The sequence below is a fragment of the Pseudomonas sp. URMO17WK12:I6 genome (genome assembly GCF_003253625.1).
Classification (GTDB): domain Bacteria; phylum Pseudomonadota; class Gammaproteobacteria; order Pseudomonadales; family Pseudomonadaceae; genus Aquipseudomonas.
The window spans coordinates 324,677-340,787 of sequence record NZ_QKYZ01000006.1 but is presented as its reverse complement, the minus strand read 5'-3'; the positions used below and the strand labels follow the sequence as shown (position 1 = coordinate 340,787).

Here is a 16,111-nt window from a genome sequence, read left to right as displayed (position 1 = left end):
AGATTACGGTGTGTCAGGCAGACCGCGTCAGTCGGATTCACGACTGCTTCGCAGCCGAACGCAGGCTTCGCCAGCTGCTACAGATCGCGTTACGACTTAACTGACTGACATTAACCATGGGGCTGGCGATCAGAGCTGTTTGCCGAGCAACGCGATGAAGCGGTCGACTTCAGCTTCGGTGTTGAGCAGCCCCGGCGCCGTGCGGATCACCGGGCCCACGTCGCGCTCCACGGCATCGGCGATCACGCGGTTTTGCATCAGCCAGGCGGCGATCTTGTCGCTGCTTTTGCCCTTGACCCGAAAGAAGCTGAAACCGGATGACAGCTCGGGACTCACGGGCGTGACCAGTTCGATCTGCGGGTGCGCTTGCAGGCGTTTTTTCATATGGCTGTTCAGGGCATGGATACGCGCCTGAACATCGGCCTTGCCCCATTGCAAATGCAGCTTGAAGGCTTCGTTCAGTGCCCAGCGGTGCTCGAACGAGTGGTAGCCGCCGGGCGTCATGGTGGTGGAGAAGGCCGTGGCTTCGGAGAAGGTCGGGATGATCGGCGTGACGTATTTGACCTCTTCACTGCGGCTGCAAACGATGCCAGTACCACGGGGGCCGAACAGCCATTTGTGGGTGCCGGCGATGAAGAAATCGCAGTTCATGGCCGGAAAACTCAAGTCCTCGACACCAAAGCCGTGCACGCCGTCGACCAGGTAAATAATGCGGTCCTGATCGGCGCGGCCGCGATTGTGCTTGTCCACCAGCGCGCCGATGTCAGCGACCGGCAGTTTCACGCCGCTGCCGGAATGCACCCAGGTCATGCCGAGTACACGGGTTTGCGGTTTGATGTTCTGGTCGATCGAGGCCAGGATCTCCGCTTTGGACACCGTCTGCGGATCCTTGAACAACCTGATCTTGCGCACCCGAGTACCGTCCCGTTGGGTGCGCAGATCGAGAATGGTGTGGGTCGCGTAATGCTCGTGGGCGGTGGTCAGGATTTCCTGGTCGGGGCGTACATGAACGCCGCCGTAAATCATCGCCAGGCCTTCGGTGGTGCTGCCGGTCAAGGCGATCTGTCTGGCATTGGCTTGCAGGTAACGACCGGCCCAGACACGCACCTCTTCTTCGCGCTGCTCGATCACACCCAGGTCCCAGTCCATCGCCAACCCGGGGTTTTTATCGAGGGCGGCACGGTGCATCTCGATCGCTTCACGCACAGGTTTTGGGTGCGAGGTGATCAGGAAATTGGAGAAATGCAGGTAATCCGGATCCTGGTTGAACAGCTGCCGCAGTTGCGCCCATTTGTTCCCAGGCAGCGATGGCACTGGCGTGGCGTTGGCGACGTTGTCCAGACCGGCAGTCAACGGCAGGCCGGCGGCGAGGATCCCGGCCTGTTTCAGAAAAGTGCGACGATCGCTCATGGTGTGCTCGTGCCTTGTTGTGAAATCAGCGCCGGCTTGGCGGCTTTCTGTACCTGATCCCAGACTCGCAGGAAGTTGCCGCCCCAGAGCTTGGCGATGTCTGCTTCGGAGTAGCCGCGCGAGATCAGTTCCGCCGTGACATTGCGAATGTCACCGACGTTTTCCCAGCCTTTGACGCCGCCCCCTTCGTTGAAGTCGGAGCTGATGCCGACATGGTCAATGCCGATTTTTCGCACCGTGTAATCGATGGCGTCGCCGAGGTCCTTGAGGCTGGCTTTGGGTTCTTCTTCGAGAATCGCGTAGAGACGGCTGGCGTACTGGCCGAATTTTTTCTCGGGCCAGGCAGCGATGACCGGATCGCCCGGCATCAATGCCATGGCGAGGTTCGGCAGGGGCGGCAGGTCGAACGCTTTGCGCAGTTCGTTGAGTTTGTCCTGGGTGGTCTGGGTCAGCGGGCGCAGGTATTGGGAGAAACCGACCACCTGCACCACGCCACCGCTGTTCTTGATCAGCTGCATTTCCTTGTCGCTGAGGTTGCGCGGGATATCGACCATCGCCCGTGGCGCCGAGTGCGAGGCGACCATCGGCGTGCGGCTCAATTGCGCGACTTGCTCCAGGGCTTTGGTCGACATTTGCGACACGTCGATGATCACACCCAGGTCATTCAAGCGATGTACCGCTTGCTTGCCCAGGTCCGAGAGGCCGTCGAGGGCATCCGGCGAATCGTTGAAAAACGGCAAGGGACGCGAGGAGTCGGCCCAGTCGTTATTGCCGATATAGCTGAAGCCGAACATGCGCATGCCGCGTGCCGTCCACAGGTCCAGCAGGTTCAGGTCGTGGCCCAGCGGGTAGGCATTGAGCATGCTGATGAAAATCGCGAACTTGCCTTCGCCGTGCAAACGACGGAAATCGTCGGGGGTGTAGGCGATGGCAACCTGATTGGGAAAATCGCGGACCATCCCGGAAATAATCTTGTAGCGAATCTCCTGCTGGTTGCGCGCCTCTTCGACGAAGCCGGCGGTGGGCTTGTGTGGTGCGTTGGCGCCATTCCACAGTTCCGGCCAGCCGAAAATCGTCAGGGCCGCGCCGGACAGGCGTCCGCGGTTGGCCTTGACCAGGTCGAACTGCCCCGTCCCGTCCTTATCGGCTTCGTTGCCCTGGGTGCCGAAGTTCTGCATCAGGGTGATGTGGCTGTCGAAGGAGAGCATGCGCTCGTGCAACTCGTCGGCCTGTTGCATGACCTTGATCGGGTAACCGGGGGTGTCCGTGAATCCGTAATACCAGACTGCGAAGCCCGCGCCGGCGCTGATCGCCAGGGCCAGCGGCAGGCCGATGTAAAGAGCCTTTTTCGAACGTGGTTTTGTCATTGCCATCTCTGTCAGGTTCGCCGCCCCGGTGCAGGCGCAGGGGCCTTTGCTATCTGGGAGGAACGAGTGGCTGGCAGAAAAAATTAGGAGACAGCGAGATACCCTGTGGCGAGGGAGCTTGCTCCCGTTGGACTGCGAAGCAGTCCTGAAACCTGCAGCCTCGTACTGCCAGGCACACCGCATGCGCCGGATTTACGACTGCTTCGCAGCCGAGCGGGAGCAAGCTCCCTCGCCACAGGGGATTGTGTTTGGCACGCTTAAATTTCCCCGCACAACAAACGTTCTAGCTTGGATAAAGCCTGCTTCATGGCTGACACAGGTAGGGCAATGACGATTTCTCGACGATGGTTCATGGCAGGCCTGGCGCTGACTGGCGCTGCCGTGCCTGCGGCTTATTATGGGCATCGCGAATGGACGAAGCCGGACCCGACGATTACCCCCGGCGAGGCGACGGTCGACCTCGCGGACACCGCGGGTCAGCAGTTGGCCAACTCGCTGCGAGGCATCTGGGATATCCGCTTCGAAGGTTCGCAAGCGGGCCTCGACGGTTTACCGCAGCACGGGCTGGAGCTGTTTCTCGACATCGCTCAGCGCGGCCGTGGCCTGCGTGGTTGCCTCGATACCGCGCAGCAGTTACGCGGTGAAGCCGAGCCGCGTTATCGGGTGATCGGCGACCTGGTGTCGCCTGACGCCAGCCAGCTGTACTGGCGCCTGATCGATCGGCAATCGGCCAACGGCGCGCCGGCTTATGAGCTGGCGGTCACGTTCGATGAGGTCTGGGCCGATTTCGGCAATGCCGGCAGTGGCACCCTCAGCGGGCGGATCCTGCGCCTGGATCGCCCGCTCGGTTTGCTGGAACTGGACAATCGTTTTGTCGCGCGCAAACGGCTGTTTCCCGAAGCCCGTGAGCGTGTCGGTCTGAATCCGCCGTTGCTGGCGTGGCTGATATCCGCCGAACACCGCTTGTTCCACCAGCTCTGGCACGCCTCGCGGGACAAATGGCACAAACTCTCCAAGGACCAACAGGGCGCCTTGCGCGGCATCGGCTGGCAGCCGGGCCCGCGAGGCAATGAGCGCGATGCCCGGGGGCCGCGCAAAGACCGTAATGGCTCGGGGATCGACTTTTTCTTCATGCACCGGCACATGCTCGGCACGGCGCGTTCGATGCAGGACCTGCCGTCCTGGTCGAGCTTCCCGATGCCGCAGCCGGAGCTTGAGCGCGACCGTCAGGGCTTCGCCCGCTATTTCGACAATCACGATGGCACGGCGCTGCCGCCTACCTGGCTGGCCGCCGAAGACACCGAGTACACCCAGTGGGTCAGCGACATCAAGACTGCCGAGACCTACCACAGTAATTTTCAGGTATGGGAGTCCCGTTACCGCGACCCGCGTTACCTGTCGAAGCTGACCCTGGGGCAGTTCGGTTCGGAGGTGGAACTGGGGCTGCACGACTGGCTGCACATGCGCTGGGCCTCGGTGCCACGGGATCCCTCCAACGGTCAGCCGGTGCCTTTTGCCCGGGATCCGGCGGACTTTTCCGCGCGTTGGTATGCGCCGGAAAACGACTTCCTCGGTGACCCGTTTTCATCCCACGTGAACCCGGTGTTCTGGCATTTCCACGGCTGGATCGACGATCGCCTGGAAGACTGGTTCCGCGCCCACGAGCGTTTCCATCCGGGGGAGCTCAGTCGGCTTGAGGTCAATGGCGTGCCTTGGTTCGCCCCGGGGCGCTGGGTTGAAGTCGATGATCCGTGGCTCGGCCCGAGCACCCACGGTTGCAGCACTACGCCGGGATTGCAGGTCGGCAAGTCAGTGGAAATGGACCCGGAAACCATGAAGCTGGCGCTGCGCATTACCTTCGGTACGGATGAAAAGAAACTCGCGGATTTGTTCCGGCGAGTGCCGCAACGGCCATGGTATGCGCGGAATCTGAAGGTCAAGCCGCTGAGTTCGTAAGCCAGGCACTTGTGGCAAGGGAGCAAGCTCCCTCGCCACACAGTTTTTGGTGACGGATAACCTCGATCAAAGCACCTGCCACCCCCCACCCAGCGCCTTGTACAACGCAATGCTCGCCTGCACCCTCGACAATCGCAGTTGCACATTCGCATCCTGCGCCGCATACAGCGTGCGCTGCGTTTCCAGCACCGTCAGCCAATCCTCGGCCCCGGCCTGATAGCGGCTTTGCGCAATGTTGAACGCGGCCTGGGCCTGGTTCAGTTCTTCGCGTTGCCACTGCCGCTGCTCATCCAGGCCGCGAATGCTGTTGAGGGCTTTTTCGACGTCGGCAAACGCATTGATGATCGCGCCTCGGTAGACTTCCAGCAGTTCTTGTTGGCGGGCCGTGGCCTTGTCGCGCTCGGCACCGAGGCGGCCGTTATTGAAGATCGGTGCGACCAGCCCGGCGGTGAGGTTGTAGAACGGGCTGCGCAGAATATCGCTGGCCGTGTTGGCGCCCGAGCCGATGTCGGCGCTGAGGGTCACGGCGGGCAACATGGCTGCGCGTGCGACCGTGACGTTGGCCTGGGCGGCGGCCAGTTGCGCTTCGGCGCGGGCGATGTCCGGGCGGCGGCTGAGCAGTTCGCTGGGCAATCCGGCATCGATGGCAGGCCATTGCAGTTGATCAAAGGATTCGTGGCTGGGCGGAAGTTGCTGAACCGGCCGGCCAAGCAGGGCGGCGAGGCTGATCCGGGCGTCCTCGGCTTGCTGGCGAATCAGCGGCAGTTGCCGTTGTTGCGCCGCCACCAGGCTTTTCTGTTGCGCCAGTTCCAGTGCGGTGGCCGAGCCTGAGTCGAAACGGGTCTGCACCAGCTTCAAAACGTTCTGCGCGTTGGCCAGGTTCAGCTCGGCAATGCGACTTTGTTCATCCAGCGACAAGGCTTGCGCGTAGCTGTTGGCCACGCCGCTGAGCAAGGTCAATTCAACCGTGGCCTGATCGAACTCGCTGGCGCGCAGCCCGAATTGCGCACTGTCCCGGGACGCGCGTTTGCCGCCCCAGAAGTCGATTTCGTAACTGGCGCTGAGGTTGGCGTCAAAGTAGTCCACGGCCTTGTTGCTGCTGTCGGCATCGAGTTGACTATAGCCGTTGCCGCGCAGCAATTTCTGGCGGTTGGCGTTCATGCCGGCCTTGACCTCCGGCAGCTGCGAGCCGCCGGCAATCACCGTGTCGGCCCGGGCCTGATGCACCCGAGCGATGGCGGCGGCGAGGTCATAACTGCCGACGCGGACCTGTTCGATCAGGCGATCAAGCTGCGGGCTGCCGAACTGCGTCCACCATTGTCGACTCGTCCGGGAGGCACTTTCATCGTGTGGCGATTGCCAGGCCGGCGGTGGTTGAATGCCGCTGTCCGGGCGCGCAGCCGGGTGGCTGCAGGCGCCGAGCAGCAGGCAAAGGGTCAACAGGCTCAGTTGCGGTTTCATAGATCGATCATTCACTGGTAAGGGCCGTGACCGGGTCGAGCCGGGCAGCTTTGCGGGCCGGCATGAAGCCGAAGACAACGCCGGTGATCAGTGCGCAGGCGAAGGCGCCGATGACCGCCGCCAGGGAAAAGGCCACCGCGACTTTGCTGAGCACCAATACGCCGCCGACGATCAGCGCCAGGGCGATGCCGGCGATCCCGCCGACCACCGAGAGCATCACTGCTTCAGTGAGGAACTGGCGCAATATGTCGCGCTGACGGGCGCCGGTGGCCATGCGGATACCGATCTCCCGGGTCCGTTCGCGCACGGTCATGAGCATGATGTTCATCACGCCGATGCCGCCCACCAGCAGCGAGATCGCCGCAATCGAACCGAGCATCAGCGACAGCGTATTTTGCGTGCGCGCCTCGGCCTGAATCATCGCGGCGTTGTTGGTCAGTTCGAAATCGTGTTTGCCGTTGTGCAGGCGCAGCATCAACTGCTCGATGGCCTTTTCGGTCTCTTTGACCTTGCGCGCATCGGCTGCGGCAATGGCCACGTACTCGGGGTTGCGGGTGCCGAACAGCCGGACACTGGCGGCCGAGTAGGGCACGGCAATCCGGTTGTCGCTGTCGGAATCGCCGGAACTGGCGCCTTTTTCCGCGAGCACGCCGACGACCTGGAAGGGCACGTTTTCGATCAGGATGTATTGGCCGATGGGGTTGGCGACGTCCTTGAGCAGTTTGCTGCGCACCTTGTGGCCGATCACCGCGACCGCCGCGGCGTTGCGTTCATCGGCCTCGGTGAAGTAACTGCCCTCGACCACCGGCCAGTTGAAGATCGCCGGAAAGTTGGTGTCGTTGCCGCCGACGTAGCTCAGGTGGTCGAGGTTGCCGAAGCGCACCCCGGCTTCGGCGCCGTTGACCGGCATGATCCGCATGACTTGCGGCAAACTGGCCAGCGCCGCGACGTCATCCAGGGTCACGATACCGGGCGGCGTGCGCGGGTTGGGGGCGGAGCCGCTGAGGTAAATGATGTTCGAGCCGAACGCGCCCATCTGCGCCATGACCTGACGCTTGCTGCCTTCGCCGACGGCCAGCATCACCACCACCGAGGCGACGCCGATGATGATCCCCAGCAGCGTCAGGGCGGTGCGGAAGCGGTTGATCCACATCACCCGCCAGGCCGCGTGTATCGCATCCACCAATTCGCCTTTCCAGGCACCGGTAGCCTCGCTGCCTTCGCTCAGCCGCTTGCGCAAATCCACCGCTTGCAGCGCACCGGGATTGGCCGAGGCCTGCACGGCGGGGTTGTCGCGGGCGCTGTCGCTGATGATCAGGCCGTCGCGGATCTCGATCACGCGTTTGGCCCGGGCCGCCACGTCGCGGTCGTGGGTGATGAGGATCACCACATGGCCTTGGCTCGCCAGTTCGTCGAGCAGCGCCATGACCTCGGCGCCGCTGTGGCTGTCGAGGGCGCCGGTGGGTTCGTCGGCGAGGATGATGTGGCCGCCATTCATTAATGCGCGAGCGATGGACACCCGTTGCTGCTGGCCGCCGGAGAGCTGGTGCGGACGGTTGCCGGTGCGTGCTGCCAGGCCGAGACGGTCGAGCAGGGCGGCGGCGCGGGCGTGGCGTTCGGCCGCTGGGGTGCCGGCGTAGATCGCCGGCATCTCGACGTTTTCCTGGGCCGAACCGGACGGAATCAGGTGATACCCCTGAAACACGAAACCGAATGCCTCGCGGCGCAGCCAGGCCAGCTCATCGCTGTCGAGTGCCGCGACATTTTCGCCGGCGAACCGATACTCGCCGGACGTTGGCCGGTCGAGGCAGCCGAGGATGTTCATCAGCGTCGATTTGCCGGAGCCGGAAGCGCCGACGATCGCTACGAACTCCCCGGCGTGGATCGACAGGTCGATGCCGCGCAACACATGAACTTCAGGCGCGTCGCCGCCACCGTAGGATTTACGAATGTCCTGCACGTCGATCAGAGGCGTTTGCATTCAACCTCCACTGCCGTCGGCGGGGCCGATCAACAGGTGATCGCCTTCGGCCAGTCCGTCGAGGATCTGCACCTTCAGGCGGTCGCTGATGCCGGTGCGCACAGTCCGTTGCTCGATGCTGCCGTTCTGGGCGACCACCCGAGCCGTTTGACTGTCGGCCTGCGGGCCGCCCTGCAAGGCGGCGACCGGCGCGGTAAGGACGTTTTTTGCCTGGTTGGAAACGAAGAACACTTGGGCGGTCATTTCCGCCATCAGCGCGTTGTCGGCGTTGTCGACGTCCAGCAGCACCGTGTACAGCACCACGCGAGCCGTCCCGCTTTTACTGGAACTGGCCGGATTGCCGCCGCCCTGGCTGGTCTGATCCAGTGGTTTGGGCGGTATCGGCAAAATCTGCCGCACCGTGCTGCTCCAGCGCCGGTTACCGCCGCTGAGCGTGGTGAACCAGGCGCTCATGCCGGGTCTGACGTGACCGATGTCAGCCTCCGAGACCTCGGCCCAGACCGTCATCGGCGACAGTTTGGCGATGCGCAGGATCAGCGGCGTTTGTTGCTGGGCGTTGAGGGTCTGGCCTTCGCGGGCATCGAGGGCCACGACCGTTCCGCTCATCGGCGCGTAAATGCGCGTATAGCCGAGTTCGGCCTGATCGCTGCGCAGGCTGGCCTGGGCCTGGCGGATCTGCGCCTCGAACATGTCGATGCGCGCCTGAGTGGTGCGCAGTTCGGTCTGGGCCGTTTGCACGTCTTCGTCCCGTGTCGCGCCGCCGGCGGCGAGGTGCTGTTGACGCTGATATTTCTGCCGGGCCAGGTCGTGCTGTGCCCGCTGCTCCTGCAGCTGCGCCTTGAGGTTGTCGATGGAAAAACGCCCGGCGTCGAGTTTGGCCTGTTGGGTGGAGGGGTCGATTTCCACCAGCAACTGGCCTTCCTTGACCACGTCACCGACCTCCACATGGATCTTGTGGATCTGCCCGGAGGCCTGGGCGCCGACATCGACATACCGCCTCGGTTGCAGGGTTCCCAATGCCGTGACGCTGCTTTCAATGTCGCCGCGCGCGACCTGGACCGTGGCGAACCGGTCACGACCCGCAGGCAAAACCTGCCAGGCCGCGATGGCGATAACGGGGATCAGACAAAGGGCTACAAGCAGGGCGCGTCGGGTGTGACGGGGACGTTTCATGCAGGGTTCCGGCCAAAAGGATTCGGCCCGTCATTCAGCAGGCGTACCAAACCTGGCGACAGCTGAACGCTGTCGGAGGACCGACAGCCACGGGGAGCTGTCCTGTAGACGAGGGAAGGGGCGGGGAATTTAAGCGTTGAGGCTTTGAGTGACAGACAAAGTCAAAGGTATAGGACAGCACTATTTAGCAGGCAAATAGAAACAGCGCTTTAAATCTATATGAGAATTACTATAAATTACACACTCGAAATCGCCAGCATCGTGCCACTACATACTTGGGCGGTGGCGGATCTGGTTCAAGGATAGAAACCGCACCCCGTGCGGCCGGGAGTCATGTTGGAAAACTACTATCGCGAGCTGGTGTGTTTCCTGAACGCCAGGCTAGGCAACCGCCAGGTGGCCGAAGATGTGGTGCATGACGCGTATCTGCGGGTACTGGAGCGTTCCAGCGACACGCCGATCGAACAACCCCGGGCGTTCCTTTATCGCACCGCGCTCAACCTGGTGATCGACGATCACCGACGCAATGCCTTGCGTCAGGTCGAACCCCTGGAGGTGCTCGACAGCGAAGAGCGCTACTTCACCCCATCGCCCCACAACAGCCTCGATCATGGTCAGCGCCTGGACATGCTGCAGCGCGCGCTGGCGGAATTGCCACGGCTGTGTCGCGAGAGCTTCCTGCTGCGCAAGATCGAAGGCCTGTCACACCCGCAAATCGCCGAGCACCTGGGGATTTCCAAGGCGCTGGTGGAAAAACACATCGTCAATGCCATGAAGCATTGCCGGGTGCGCATGCGCCAGTGGGACGTCGCTTAAATCAGTCCTCGTTAAATTTTTTTTCATGGTCCTCGTTCCTATTCAACAGACGATCTGCTGCCGCCAAAGGCCGGTCAGGTCACCCAGGCTTTATCCCCGCAGCTGCGGGGTTTATCCAGAGGACACTGGAAATGACACAGGCAATTGCATCGCCCATCGTTCACGACCTGATCGGCGTTGGTTTCGGCCCTTCGAACCTGGCCCTGGCCATCGCCCTGCAAGAGCGCGGGCCGAGCCAGGGCGAGCTGGATGTGCTGTTTCTCGACAAGCAGGCGGACTACCGCTGGCACGGCAATACCCTGGTCACCCAGAGCGAGCTGCAGATATCGTTTCTCAAGGACCTGGTGACCCTGCGCAACCCGACCAGCCCGTATTCCTTCGTCAACTACCTCAAGCACCATGGTCGTCTGGTGGACTTCATCAACCTCGGCACCTTCTATCCGTGCCGCATGGAGTACAACGACTACCTGCGCTGGGTCGCCGGGCAATTTACCGGGCAGAGCCGCTACGGCGAGGAAGTGCTGACCATCGAGCCGGTGCTGCATAACCATCAGGTCGAGGCGTTGCGAGTGATCTCGCGTGATACCCAGGGTTTGCAGCATGTGCGTACCACCCGTTCGGTGGTGGTCAGCGCCGGCGGTACACCGCGGATTCCCGAAGCGTTCAAGGCACTGAAGGATGACGGTCGGGTGTTCCACCATTCCCAGTACCTGGAGCGCATGGCCAGGCAACCGTGCGTGAGCAACCAACCGATGAACATCGCGATCATCGGCGGCGGGCAGAGCGCGGCGGAGGCCTTCATCGACCTCAACGACAGCTTCCCGTCGGTGCAGGTGGACATGATCCTGCGCGGCTCGGCCTTGAAACCGGCCGATGACAGCCCCTTCGTCAACGAAGTGTTCTCGCCGGAGTTCACCGACCTGGTGTTCCAGCAGGCCAGCAGTGAACGCGAACGTCTGGTCAACGAGTACCACAACACCAACTATTCGGTGGTGGACATCGATCTGATAGAACGCATCTACGGGATCTTCTACCGGCAGAAAGTCTCGGGCATCGCGCGCCATGCGTTCCGTACCCTGACCACCGTCGAAAAAGCCACCGCGACCGAGCGCGGTATCGAGCTGGCGATGCGCAACAACGCCACCGGCGAAGTCACGGTTCACCGCTACGACGCCGTGGTGCTGGCCACCGGTTACGAGCGGCAGATGCACCGCAAACTGTTGGCGCCGCTGGAGCAATACCTCGGCGATTTTGAGGTCGATCGCAACTACAGGCTGATCACCGACGAGCGCTGCAAGGCCGGGATCTACATGCAGGGCTTCTGCCAGGCCAGCCACGGCTTGAGCGACACCTTGCTGTCGATCCTGCCGATCCGCGCCGATGAAATTGCCGGCTCGTTGTATGACCATGGCAAATCCCATGGCCGATCGGTGAGGGACGTGTTGTTGGCGACTGCCAGCTGAGATTTTGTGGCGAGGGGGCTTGTCGGAACGCCGCACCGCCCCCTCGCCACAGGTTTGCGATCAACCTGAACCCTTCCTGAAGAACCCCGCGATTCCCCCTGCAACACCCCTGCGCAGCGTTTACTCTCTAGATATCGCGGCGTAAGCTTCGCGCGTTTTCATCAATTAGCGGAGACCCACAGTGGGTACTTGTTCGAGTGACAGTTGTCGGCCGGTCTCGGTAACCGGCATTTTCCCGGCAAGATAACGCGCAGCCTTTTTCTGCCGTTGTCTCGCCGTAAAGCGAGCAGCGGCATCCCGATCGTGGCCGGTTTGGCCCGACTCCCGACGTCCTCTCATCGACGCTGAACAGCGTGTGATGTTCGACCCCGTGTCGTCATCGCAGCGCCTCGACACGCCTGCTTGACGGTTTCCCGGCTGACCCTGGGGGGCACTGCCATGAACCTGACCTGGCTGAAAGAATTCTTCGCCGGATTCCTGCGTAACCGCCACATCGCCCGGCATTTCCGTCGACTGGCGCTGCTGGAAAGCTTCACCGACACCACGGTCAGCCGTGAAGTCCCGCCGACGCTCGCGCAAACCCTGGTCGCCGCTGCCAACAGCGACACCGGCCAATTGCTGGATAACCTCGGCAGCCACACCGACGGCCTGAGTGAATCTGAGGCCGATGCCCTGCGCGAGCAACATGGCCTCAATGAAGTCGAGCACGAGCAGCCGCTGCCATGGTGGACGCACCTGTGGCACTGCTACAAAAACCCGTTCAACCTGCTGCTGACCTTGCTGGCGGTGATCTCCTGGCTGACCGAAGACATGAAAGCCGCCATCGTGATTTTCTCGATGGTGGTGCTCTCGACCTTGCTGCGTTTCTGGCAGGAAACCAAATCCAACCAGGCCGCCGACGCGCTCAAGGCGATGGTCAGCAACACCGCCACGGTGATGCGTCGGGAGGTGGCGAACAACGGTGCGCAACGCCTCGAATTGCCGATCAAGCAACTGGTGCCGGGTGACCTGATCGTGCTCTCGGCCGGTGACATGATTCCTGCCGATTGCCGAGTGCTCAACGCCAAGGACCTGTTCGTCAGCCAGGCCGCGATGACCGGTGAATCGATGCCGGTGGAAAAATTCCCACGTCAGCAGGACAACCACACCCACAACCCGCTGGACCTCGACAACATCCTGTTCATGGGCACCAACGTGGTGTCCGGCACGGCCATGGCGCTGATTCTCACCACTGGCAACAACACCTATTTCGGCGCGCTGGCGCAGCGGGTCGGTGCCACCGATCGTGCGCCGACTTCGTTTCAGACCGGAGTCAACAAGGTCAGCTGGTTGCTGATCCGCTTCATGTTCGTCATGGCGCCGCTGGTGTTGTTCATCAACGGTTTCACCAAGGGTGACTGGACCGAAGCGTTGCTGTTCGCGCTGTCGATCGCCGTGGGCCTGACCCCGGAAATGCTGCCGATGATTGTCACCTCGACCCTGGCAAAAGGCGCGGTGTTCCTGTCGCGCAAAAAAGTCATCGTCAAACGCCTCGATGCGATCCAGAACTTCGGCGCCATGGACGTGCTCTGCACCGACAAGACCGGCACCCTGACCCAGGACAAAATCTTCCTCGCGCGCAACGTCGATGTCTGGGGTAACGATTCCGATGACGTGCTGGAAATGGCCTACCTCAACAGCTACTACCAGACCGGCCTGAAAAACCTGCTGGACGTGGCCGTGCTGGAACACGTGGAGATCCACCGTGAACTGAAAGTCGGCACGGCGTTTCGCAAGGTCGACGAGATTCCGTTCGACTTCACCCGTCGGCGCATGTCGGTGGTGGTGGCCGAGCGTGATCAGCCGCATCTGCTGATCTGCAAAGGCGCGGTGGAAGAAGTGCTGGCGGTGTGCACCCGGGTGCGCCATGGCGATGCCGACGAGGCGCTGAGCGATGAATTGCTGGCGCGGATTCGCCAGGTCACCGCCACCTTCAATGCCGAAGGCCTGCGGGTGGTGGCGGTGGCGGCGCGGCCAATGATCGAGGGCCGCGACACTTACAGCCTGGCCGATGAACAGGCGCTGACGCTGATCGGTTATGTGGCTTTCCTCGATCCACCGAAGGAAAGCACCGCGCCGGCACTCAAGGCCCTGGCCGCGCACGGTGTGGCGGTGAAAGTGCTGACTGGCGACAACGAACTGGTGACCGCGAAAATCTGCCGTGAAGTCGGGCTGGAACAGCAAGGCCTGCTGATGGGCAACGACATCGAGCGCATGAGCGACGCCGAGCTGGCGGTGGCGGTGGAGACCACCAACGTCTTCGCCAAACTCACGCCGTCGCACAAGGAACGCATCGTCCGCCTGCTCAAGGGCAACGGTCACGTGGTCGGTTTCATGGGCGACGGCATCAACGATGCGCCAGCCCTGCGCACTGCCGACATCGGTATTTCGGTGGACAGCGCGGTGGACATCGCCAAGGAAGCGGCGGACATCATCCTTCTGGAAAAAAGCCTGATGGTGCTGGAGGAGGGCGTGCTGGAAGGACGGCGGACCTTCGCCAACATGCTCAAGTACATCAAAATGACCGCCAGCTCGAACTTCGGCAACGTGTTCTCGGTGCTGGTGGCCAGTGCGTTCATTCCGTTCCTGCCCATGCTGCCGATGCACCTGCTGGTGCAGAACCTGCTCTACGACATTTCGCAGATCGCCATCCCGTTCGATAACGTCGATGAAGACATGCTGAAACAGCCCCAACGCTGGCAGCCAGCGGACGTCGGACGCTTCATGCTGTTTTTCGGCCCGATCAGTTCGATCTTCGACATCAGCACCTTTGCCTTGATGTGGTACGTGTTCGATGCCAACACCCCGGACCACCAGACCCTGTTCCAGTCCGGCTGGTTCGTGGTCGGGCTGCTGACCCAGACGCTGATCGTGCACATGATCCGCACGCCGAAGGTGCCGTTCCTGCAAAGCCGCGCCGCCACGCCGCTGCTGGTGATGACGGGCATCATCATGGCCGTGGGGATTTTCCTGCCGATGGGGCCGCTGGCGCATTACTTCAAACTGCAGGCGCTGCCGTCGCTGTATTTTGTGTTCCTGCCGGTGATTCTGCTGGCGTACATGGCACTGACCCAGGCGGTGAAAGGCTTCTACATTCGGCGGTTTGGCTGGCAGTAAGGCTGCCAAAAGTAGGAGCTGTTGCAAGCTGCGTCAGCTCCTACGAAGGCCGCGATCTTTTGATCTTTAAGTCGGACAGAACCCTCGATTTTTAGGAAAGGTCCTACAGAACGCTTCTCGGGTCTTCCGTAGCCTTGCCGCCTCACTCATCAGCCATTGACCTGGAGGCCCGCGATGACCAATAAAGCCTTGCGCATCCTGATCGCCGACGAACAGCATTTTCACCGGCTGAAAACCGAGCGGTTGTTCAATCAGCTCGGTTATTACCGGGTGGCACCGGTGCACAGCCTTGTGCAGATGCTGACCTTGGTCGAGTACGGTTGCGAACCGTTCGACCTGGTGGTCATCAATGCCTCATTGGCGGATGGGGCGTTGGACCTGCCTGGGTTCTTCCTCGATAACTCTCAGGTTCATTACTCCTTGATCTACGATGGCCACGCGACGCTGCCGGATTTAGCGTCCATCCGACGGCTGATGGCGCTCATCGATCCGCCTGCGTGTGAAGCTGCACCGAGTCTGGATCACGAGCGGAATCGACAACGGATCGGTTGAGTCCCGGGTCACCGTTCGTCGGTACTATCATTTTTAACAGGTACATTCTTCCTGCCCACCATGCAAAAGTCGTCACGCAGGCATTGCGTCCGGTCCAGCGTTATCCGGAGTGCATGGGTTGCGTAATCGTCAGATCTTTGCACAGGGAATTGCCATGAAGTCAGTGCTGATTGTGGACGATCATCCGGTGGTACGCGCCGCAGTCAAAATCGTAGTGGAGCGGGAGGGTTTCAAACGGATTTACGAGGCCTCCAAAGGCAGTGAGGCCTTGTCGATGCTCCGTGACCACTCACCTGCTCTGGTGGTGCTGGATCTGGTCATGCCCGAAGGCGACGGGCTGGATGTGCTGGAACGGATCAAAGCCAGTGACTTGCCGTGCCGGGTGTTGGTGTTCACGTCGCTGGATCCGCAGAATTTTCAGGATCGTTGCATGCGCGCCGGGGCCATGGCGTATGTCGCCAAGACCCACGACTTGAGTCAATTGCAAAAAGCCGTGCACGCGGTCATGACCGGTTACACCTTTTTCGCCCGGCTGTCTTCGGGATCGCAAGACCCTCGGCAGTACAGCGAAAAACAGATGATCGACAATCTCTCCAACCGTGAGCTGACAATTTTGCAGTATTTGGCCAAGGGCATGTCCAATAAGGGCATCGCCGAGGTTATGCATTTGAGTGTCAAGACCACCAGCACCTACACAACCCGCGTCGTCGAAAAAACCGGGGTGACCTCGAAAGTGTTCCTGCGGGATTTCGCCAAGCGCAATCTACTGATCTGAG

The 16,111-nt window shown here is 61.5% G+C and carries 11 protein-coding genes; 6 read left to right on the top strand and 5 right to left on the bottom strand.

Features of this window, described 5'->3' with window-relative positions; all coding sequences use genetic code 11:
* Positions 1 to 129: 129 nt before the first annotated feature.
* Together F475_RS13940 and pvdM are read right to left on the bottom strand one after the other, a co-directional pair.
* Positions 130 to 1,410 carry an aminotransferase class V-fold PLP-dependent enzyme gene (locus F475_RS13940; protein WP_111454146.1) on the bottom strand — a complete coding sequence of 427 codons (1,281 nt, stop codon included), beginning with the start codon at positions 1,408 to 1,410 and terminating at the stop codon, positions 130 to 132.
* A complete protein-coding gene (gene pvdM / locus F475_RS13935) occupies positions 1,407 to 2,777 on the bottom strand; it encodes a pyoverdine-tailoring dipeptidase-like protein PvdM (protein WP_111454145.1) in 1,371 nt (456 codons plus the stop codon). Before pvdM ends, F475_RS13940 begins: the two co-directional genes overlap by 4 nt.
* Positions 2,778 to 3,104: 327 nt before the next feature.
* On the opposite strand from pvdM, the gene F475_RS13925 reads away from it, so the two are divergent.
* Positions 3,105 to 4,733, top strand: a complete 1,629-nt coding sequence (locus F475_RS13925; protein ID WP_111454144.1) for a PvdJ/PvdD/PvdP-like protein — start codon at positions 3,105 to 3,107, stop codon at positions 4,731 to 4,733.
* A 66-nt stretch (positions 4,734 to 4,799) separates the two neighbouring features.
* Here F475_RS13925 and F475_RS13920 read toward each other — a convergent pair whose 3' ends face one another.
* The 3 genes from F475_RS13920 to F475_RS13910 are packed head-to-tail and all read right to left on the bottom strand — an operon-like array spanning position 4,800 to position 9,348.
* Positions 4,800 to 6,194 carry an efflux transporter outer membrane subunit gene (locus F475_RS13920; RefSeq protein WP_111454143.1) on the bottom strand — a complete coding sequence of 465 codons (1,395 nt, stop codon included), beginning with the start codon at positions 6,192 to 6,194 and terminating at the stop codon, positions 4,800 to 4,802.
* A 7-nt stretch (positions 6,195 to 6,201) separates the two neighbouring features.
* A complete protein-coding gene (locus tag F475_RS13915) occupies positions 6,202 to 8,175 on the bottom strand; it encodes a MacB family efflux pump subunit (RefSeq protein WP_111454142.1) in 1,974 nt (657 codons plus the stop codon).
* Positions 8,176 to 9,348 carry an efflux RND transporter periplasmic adaptor subunit gene (locus F475_RS13910; protein ID WP_111454141.1) on the bottom strand — a complete coding sequence of 391 codons (1,173 nt, stop codon included), beginning with the start codon at positions 9,346 to 9,348 and terminating at the stop codon, positions 8,176 to 8,178.
* 333 nt (positions 9,349 to 9,681) lie between these two features.
* Between F475_RS13910 and F475_RS13905 the strand changes: the two genes are divergently transcribed.
* The 5 genes from F475_RS13905 to F475_RS13885 all read left to right on the top strand — a co-directional run bounded on the left by F475_RS13905 (position 9,682) and on the right by F475_RS13885 (position 16,110).
* Positions 9,682 to 10,164 carry a sigma-70 family RNA polymerase sigma factor gene (locus F475_RS13905; RefSeq protein ID WP_111454140.1) on the top strand — a complete coding sequence of 161 codons (483 nt, stop codon included), beginning with the start codon at positions 9,682 to 9,684 and terminating at the stop codon, positions 10,162 to 10,164.
* Positions 10,165 to 10,295: 131 nt separating this feature from the next.
* On the top strand, positions 10,296 to 11,627 hold the full coding sequence (locus F475_RS13900) for a lysine N(6)-hydroxylase/L-ornithine N(5)-oxygenase family protein (RefSeq protein ID WP_111454139.1): 1,332 nt from the start codon (positions 10,296 to 10,298) through the stop codon (positions 11,625 to 11,627).
* A gap of 438 nt (positions 11,628 to 12,065) precedes the next feature.
* The gene (gene mgtA / locus F475_RS13895; RefSeq protein WP_111454138.1) at positions 12,066 to 14,783 is read left to right on the top strand and encodes a magnesium-translocating P-type ATPase; all 2,718 of its coding nucleotides are present in this window, start codon (positions 12,066 to 12,068) and stop codon (positions 14,781 to 14,783) included.
* 174 nt (positions 14,784 to 14,957) lie between these two features.
* Entirely contained in the window at positions 14,958 to 15,335 is a 378-nt protein-coding gene (locus F475_RS13890) for a response regulator (RefSeq protein ID WP_111454137.1), read from the top strand.
* Between the two features lie 154 nt (positions 15,336 to 15,489).
* Positions 15,490 to 16,110 carry a response regulator transcription factor gene (locus F475_RS13885; RefSeq protein WP_111454136.1) on the top strand — a complete coding sequence of 207 codons (621 nt, stop codon included), beginning with the start codon at positions 15,490 to 15,492 and terminating at the stop codon, positions 16,108 to 16,110.
* Position 16,111 lies beyond the last annotated feature (1 nt).

Bases quoted from the DNA above. Each gene is read 5' to 3' on its own strand.
- F475_RS13940 (WP_111454146.1), bottom strand. From the start codon at position 1,410: ATGAGCGATCGTCGCACTTTTCTGAAACAGGCCGGGATCCTCGCCGCC.
- pvdM (WP_111454145.1), bottom strand. From the start codon at position 2,777: ATGACAAAACCACGTTCGAAAAAGGCTCTTTACATCGGCCTGCCGCTG.
- F475_RS13925 (WP_111454144.1), top strand. From the start codon at position 3,105: ATGACGATTTCTCGACGATGGTTCATGGCAGGCCTGGCGCTGACTGGC.
- F475_RS13920 (WP_111454143.1), bottom strand. From the start codon at position 6,194: ATGAAACCGCAACTGAGCCTGTTGACCCTTTGCCTGCTGCTCGGCGCC.
- F475_RS13915 (WP_111454142.1), bottom strand. From the start codon at position 8,175: ATGCAAACGCCTCTGATCGACGTGCAGGACATTCGTAAATCCTACGGT.
- F475_RS13910 (WP_111454141.1), bottom strand. From the start codon at position 9,348: ATGAAACGTCCCCGTCACACCCGACGCGCCCTGCTTGTAGCCCTTTGT.
- F475_RS13905 (WP_111454140.1), top strand. From the start codon at position 9,682: ATGTTGGAAAACTACTATCGCGAGCTGGTGTGTTTCCTGAACGCCAGG.
- F475_RS13900 (WP_111454139.1), top strand. From the start codon at position 10,296: ATGACACAGGCAATTGCATCGCCCATCGTTCACGACCTGATCGGCGTT.
- mgtA (WP_111454138.1), top strand. From the start codon at position 12,066: ATGAACCTGACCTGGCTGAAAGAATTCTTCGCCGGATTCCTGCGTAAC.
- F475_RS13890 (WP_111454137.1), top strand. From the start codon at position 14,958: ATGACCAATAAAGCCTTGCGCATCCTGATCGCCGACGAACAGCATTTT.
- F475_RS13885 (WP_111454136.1), top strand. From the start codon at position 15,490: ATGAAGTCAGTGCTGATTGTGGACGATCATCCGGTGGTACGCGCCGCA.